The organism is Sarcina sp. DSM 11001, assembly GCF_900101015.1.
Taxonomy (GTDB): Bacteria; Bacillota; Clostridia; order Lachnospirales; family Lachnospiraceae; genus CAG-791.
On record NZ_FNFZ01000058.1, the window covers coordinates 1 to 6,193 of the forward strand.

Below are 6,193 nucleotides of genomic sequence, written 5' to 3' on the forward strand. Positions count from 1 at the left end.
GCAAGAGATGTCAGCCTACAGCAGCAGATGCTCGCAATTTCGCAGGTACCGTATTACAGCACACCAAAGATCCGGCAGCCGATCATTGAGGATGTGGACGCCCTGGCCGCCATTCTTGGAATGCCCTCGAATACAAAGAAGGGTCTCAGGGACAAAACGATCATGTCCACTCTCTATGACAGTGCCATGCGAGTCGAGGAACTCGTTTCGCTCACTGTAGGAAGTGTATGCATGGACCATGAAGATGTCGCAATACGCATCCATGGGAAGGGAAATAAAGAGCGCACGGTCGTACTTGATGAAAAGACATCAGCCCTGGTCAGACAGTATGCCGGAGAATTCCATCCTGAAAGGGAACCCGTCGCACCTTTTTTCTATACTGTAGTTGGCGGAATGCGCAAGCACATGACTACGCGCAACGTCCAGAAGCTCATCAAAAAATATTCCGACAAAGCAAGGGCCGACTATGATATCCCTGAATCAGTGTCGCCGCATACTTTCAGACGTACGCGGGGAACATTGCTTTACAGGGACGGCGTCGACATCGAAGCGGTGGCTGTTTTTCTCGGCCACTCTGATACGAAGACGACAAGAGACCACTATACATCACCTTCTGTCCAGCAGCTTCGGGAGATCGCAAACAGAAGAACAGAAGCGATCCCGGAAACTGAGCAGCTCTGGCCGGATGACGAGGATGAGATGACCCGGATTCTGGGGTTGGACTAAGGAATTTATGCGAACTTTTCATGATGGAAAGAGGTTTATTTGCCGCATTGCCGTGTGGAGAGTTCGCATAAAAGCGGGGTTCGCATAAACAGGCTTATACGAACTTTCGCATAAAGCATAGAGGTCTATTTTTCGATTGCAAAGGGATATCTGAAGCTTCGAACGGAATGCCACAGCACAAGCTACGATGCTATTACCGCACATATGGTGATTGTAGCGATTCGATATATGATACTGGCCGTTACTCGTTTTGAAAATACTGATGAGCGTGGAATTGAAGAGATCATGTACGGAATTCAACGGGAAGTCATCAACAAGATGATGGACTGCGCTGTAATCCTGATCATTGACACGCTCCTTGACAGTATTCGTGAGTGCTTTGTCACCACCGAGGACCAGATCAACGAACTGATCTGCGTGTTTATCAGTAAGCTTCCTGAGGCCTGGAGGTGTAGATTTACTGCTCCGCAGGCAGGGTGAAACTATTTTCAACTGTCACAAGCAGCATTTGTAAGGTGTATCCGCAGTTCTTAGACTGCGAAGTATGAGTTAGTAAAATATCACTACAGAGATTATGCCAAGAAAGAGTCTTCCGTACATAAAGGTGAGGAAGTTAAGTTTGTTTTCAAGGCGTTAATGACGGTGAGCACTTTTCACTGTTCAGAATTATTATAGATTTGAGTGAAAGAGTGAATGTTATGAAAGTCGCTATAATAACCATAACTGACGGTCAGAATTATGGAAATAGGTTGCAGAACTATGCCCTTCAAGAAGTGCTAAAAGGTATCGGGTGTGAAGTAGCAACACTTAAGAGAAAAAATTATCACGATAAGAATACAGTAACGCGTTTCATTAAAAGGAACATAAAACGATTAATTGGAAAACCTTATGGCAAGTATAGATTAATTAGAAAAAAACATTTCGATGAATTTAATACGAGTTATATTCAATTTGATGATGCTATACTACAGGACAATAAAGCTCCTAAGGATTTAAAAGAGCGGTTTCAGTATTTCGTAGTTGGAAGCGATCAGGTATGGAATGCGGGCTTTAAGATTATTCATGAGGACTTATTGAATTACTTAGCAAGTTTTGCAGAGCCTCAACAGCGTATTTCTTATGCAGCTAGCTTTGGAACGAATTCGATTCCTCCAGAATACGAGAGTATTTTTAGGGAGGAGCTATCGAAATTTAAGGCTATTTCCGTGCGTGAAGAATCTGGAGTTGTAATATTAAAGTCGTTAGGTCAGCAGGGTAGCGTTGTTTTGGATCCAACGATGTTGCTGACTTCACAACAATGGAAATTAATAGAGGAAAAGCCCAAATTAAATGTAGAACCATCTTTTGTTTTGACGTATTTTTTGGGTGGGCGCGATCAGAAAATCAGGGACTTCATCGAAAAAGTAGCTGACGGAAGACAAGTAATTAATCTAGAACTAGAATCTATCCCGGAAAGCAGCATTGAAAGTGTTGATATGTATACTGCCGGACCAGCTGAATTTATATGGCTGATTTCAAGGGCCTCATGTGTCATAACGGATTCTTATCATGCAACAGCTTTCTCAATTATCTTTCATCGTCCCTTTTGGGTTTTTGACCGTAAAGCAAAAAACGACAGCTATAGGATGGGCAGCCGGATTGAAACACTTTTACGTAAATTTCATCTTGAAGCGAGCAAGGCAGAAATAGATACGGCAGCATCATTTCCAGTATTATATGATTTTGATGATGTGGAAAAGACTCTGTTAACTGAACGAGAGTCATCTATAAACTATTTGAAAAGGGCATTAATCAATGAGAATTGAGCGAGCAAAAAACGCCTCAAGAAATATTGTGTTTGGAACAATATACAAAGCTTATAACGTAATCATGCCGTTTGTTATGCGAACGGCCATGATATACTTTATGGGCGTGAAATATCTGGGACTTAATAGCCTCTTTAGCTCAATTTTGCAAGTACTAAACCTTGCAGAGTTAGGCGTCGGTTCAGCAATGGTTTTCAGTATGTATAAACCTATTGTTGAAGATGATTCGACACGCATATGTGCATTAATGCGCTTATACAAGCTTTACTACAGAGTAATAGGTTTGATAATAGCAGTTGCTGGAATTGCAATAATGCCATTTATACCGAGGCTCATACATAGTGATGTGCCGGAAAATATAAATATCTATATACTATATCTGCTTAATTTGGGAGCAACTGTTATTTCATATTGGCTTTTCGCCTACAAAAATTCTTTGCTTCAGGCTCATCAACGTACTGACGTAATAAGCAAAGTTGCTATATCGGTTTTGTCTCTGAAATATGTTTTGCAGTTTCTAGTACTTTGGATATTTAGAAATTACTATCTATATCTGATTTGCAGAATAGTTTGTCAGGCTGTGCAGAATATTGTTACATTCATTGCAACTTCAAAAATGTATCCTGAATATAAAGTTGAAGGGAGATTGGAAAGTAAAGAGATTCAAAGAATTAATCAACGAATTAGGGATCTATTTACCTCAAAATTAGGTTCTGTTGTAATCAATTCTGCAGACACAATTGTTATTTCTGCATTCCTTGGCCTGACGGTTCTAGCTATTTATCAAAATTACTACTTTATTTTAACCGCAATTATAGGATTTGTTACCATTTTCTTTAACTCCTTAACTGCGGGTATAGGAAATAGCTTGATTACAGAAACCATAGAGAAGAACTATAACGATTTTAAAAAACTTACTTTTTTGACCTGTTGGATTGCAGGATTTTGTTCGTGTTGCCTCTTAAATCTATATCAACCTTTTATGGAGATTTGGGTTGGGAAAAATCTTATGCTGGAGTTTCCGGCTATTGTATGTTTTGTGATTTATTATTTTGTTTATGAAGTAAATCAATTATTGAATACCTATAAAGATGCGGGTGGAATATGGCATAAGGATCGCTTTAGACCATTAGTCACCGCAACCGCAAATCTAGGAATGAATTTGATTATGGTTCATTTTTGGGGAATATATGGTGTTCTATTATCCACAGTTTTGTCCATGATTCTTGTTGGTATGCCATGGTTAATCCAAAATCTATTCAGCACAATGTTTTCTCGAGATCAACTATCTGGATATTTAAAGAAACTAGCAATCTATGTTGTCATTACAATTGGTGTGTGCTTTTCAACTTGGTTTATATGCAACTTGGTAGAGCTTGGAAAATGGGCAACGTTTTTTGTTCGCTTAATGATTTGTATTATACTGCCCAACATTCTTTTTTATGTATTTTATCATAAACAGGCGGAGTTTAAAGAAGTGGTTGCACTGCTTGACAGAGTAACTCATAACAAACTAAAGCTTAGTCAACGTCTACATGTTAAAGGTTGATAAGAGCTCCCCGCTGTAAAGGTACAGATTGTAATTATAGAGGGTATTAAGAATGATTGAGATTAAAGAAAAAAACAAATGTTGTGGATGTTCTGCATGCTATCAAGCTTGTCCACATCACTGTATTCAAATGGTCGAAGACGTCGAGGGCTTCTTATATCCAAAAGTTGAAAAAGATAGATGCATTAATTGCAATCTCTGCAAAAAAGCCTGTCCAATATTAAATAATGTTTCTAGCGATTCTGATAGAAGTATCAAATCTTGGATAGGATATGCAAAGAATACGGAGTTACGCTTAGCAAGTTCTAGTGGAGGAGTATTTTCAGTATTAGCAGAAAAGATTATTGAACGGGGCGGTGTTGTGTTTGGGGCTGCCTTTGATGAAAATTATGCGCTTCATCATATAATGATAGAATCACCAGAAGAACTCGCGCTGTTCAGAGGCAGTAAATATTTACAAAGCAGGATAGATAATTCTTTTCTATTGGCTAGAGAACAGCTTGATAGTGGAAAATGGGTCCTTTTTTCTGGTGTATCCTGCCAGATCGCGGGATTAAAAACGTTTTTAAGAAAGGACTATTCCAATCTGGTTACAATAGATGTTCTGTGCCATGGAGTCCCAAGTCCGGAACTGTGGAAAAGATATTATTCTGAGAAAGAGAAAGAATACGGCGGGGTATTGCAGAATGCTATATTTAGAGACAAGAAAAACGGCTGGAAAAAATACTCTGTTAAATTAGTGTTTTCCAATAATACAGAATACACAAAGGTTTTTAAAGAAGATTCCTATATGCAACTATTTCTAAAGAACCTTTGCCTTCGACCTTCATGTCATAAATGTATGTTCAAGGATATCAATCGTCCTTCAGATATTACACTAGGTGATGCTTGGGGCGTAAATAATTATTGTCCCGAAATGGATGATGATAGAGGAACATCTATCATTATTACACATTCTGAAGAGGGAGAACATTTGTTGCATTCTGTTCAAGACAAGCTTGTTATTCAAATTAGGGAATTAAATGAGATTCTTCCCGCTACTGCAGATTCAAGAAAACCTGTAACTGCTCATATAAATAGGAAAAAATTATTTAAAATGCTTGCGCAAGGAAAAAGTATTACGAACATGATTAAGCTAATCCATCCCTCTATGCTAAAAAGAGTACTAAACAGAATAAACAGATCACGAAATCTTTCCTTCACACGTTAATGATTTAGTATGTTAAAATCCTGAAATTGAACGAAATCAATGATCTTGTTGGACTGTTGAAGCGCAAGCTGAAGAAGGCCTGATGTATTCACAACTTTTGATTGCGTTCAGCGCATCTGTAGTTTTAATTATTCTTGGGAAGAAGTATCCTTTCGTTGCTACGGCTATCTACTTGTTGGCGTTGGTTTATTTTGTGATATTCTCAAATGGGAGAGCGGGTCTTGGGACGATGAGCATTCGTTTTCCGTTGCCGTTTTACCGTGCTATTAAGACGCATCATTATGGACTGACAACGAATCGTTCTGTATTGAACGTGATTTTGTTTATACCGTTTGGATACCTGCTTCCAACACTTATCATTGCTCATCGCACTCATTGTTGTGAAGGCGATATAAAAAAGAAACAAGTGGAAAATGTTAAGCGGTTGTACCCAAGTTGGTGGATCGTAATAGGCGCTGGATTGCTGTGTTCCTTCATCATTGAAACCAGTCAGTTCCTCTTTAAATTTGGAGTCTTTGAACTTGACGATCTCGTAAAAAACACGATGGGAACTGCCATAGGATATCTGGTATGGAAGACACCTTGGTGTCAGGCAGTGCGCCCTGAAGGGCGCTTCACATAGTGGACAGGAGACGTCCACCCGGTAAGTTGTGAGCCGCAACACCGGAAGCGAGTTTTGCGTGGGATGCGGTAACGTAATCCTGCGAAGCGTAAACAGCATGGCTGTAGGGATGGCTATTGAGCATCGAAAGACCAACATATCCGAGGGACGACGCTGTTGCCTGAGCGGAAGTCAACACACATATGGACGTTAACGGCGAGGAAGTATGTGCCCGGCGGTGTCGGAAAGAACCATTCATGCAGCACAAAAGTGATGCGTCAACAGTGGGAGATCCTGCATTT

At 39.7% G+C, this 6,193-nt stretch carries 6 protein-coding genes; all 6 read left to right on the top strand.

Going from position 1 to position 6,193, the window contains the following annotated elements:
- The coding region (locus tag BLT02_RS16465; protein WP_092998072.1) for a tyrosine-type recombinase/integrase at positions 1-726 on the top strand (726 nt) is incomplete at its 5' end.
- A 228-nt stretch (positions 727-954) separates the two neighbouring features.
- The gene (locus BLT02_RS16470; RefSeq protein ID WP_092998075.1) at positions 955-1,206 is read left to right on the top strand and encodes a hypothetical protein; all 252 of its coding nucleotides are present in this window, start codon (positions 955-957) and stop codon (positions 1,204-1,206) included.
- 218 nt (positions 1,207-1,424) lie between these two features.
- Positions 1,425-2,531: a polysaccharide pyruvyl transferase family protein gene (locus BLT02_RS16475; protein WP_092998078.1), complete on the top strand. Its 1,107-nt coding sequence runs from the start codon at positions 1,425-1,427 to the stop codon at positions 2,529-2,531.
- On the top strand, positions 2,521-4,080 hold the full coding sequence (locus BLT02_RS16480) for a lipopolysaccharide biosynthesis protein (RefSeq protein ID WP_092998081.1): 1,560 nt from the start codon (positions 2,521-2,523) through the stop codon (positions 4,078-4,080). Before BLT02_RS16475 ends, BLT02_RS16480 begins: the two co-directional genes overlap by 11 nt.
- Positions 4,081-4,132: 52 nt before the next feature.
- Positions 4,133-5,290, top strand: a complete 1,158-nt coding sequence (locus tag BLT02_RS16485) for a Coenzyme F420 hydrogenase/dehydrogenase, beta subunit C-terminal domain (protein ID WP_092998084.1) — start codon at positions 4,133-4,135, stop codon at positions 5,288-5,290.
- An 82-nt stretch (positions 5,291-5,372) separates the two neighbouring features.
- The gene (locus BLT02_RS16490) at positions 5,373-5,912 is read left to right on the top strand and encodes a VanZ family protein (RefSeq protein ID WP_092998087.1); all 540 of its coding nucleotides are present in this window, start codon (positions 5,373-5,375) and stop codon (positions 5,910-5,912) included.
- The last annotated feature ends 281 nt before the right edge of the window (positions 5,913-6,193 follow it).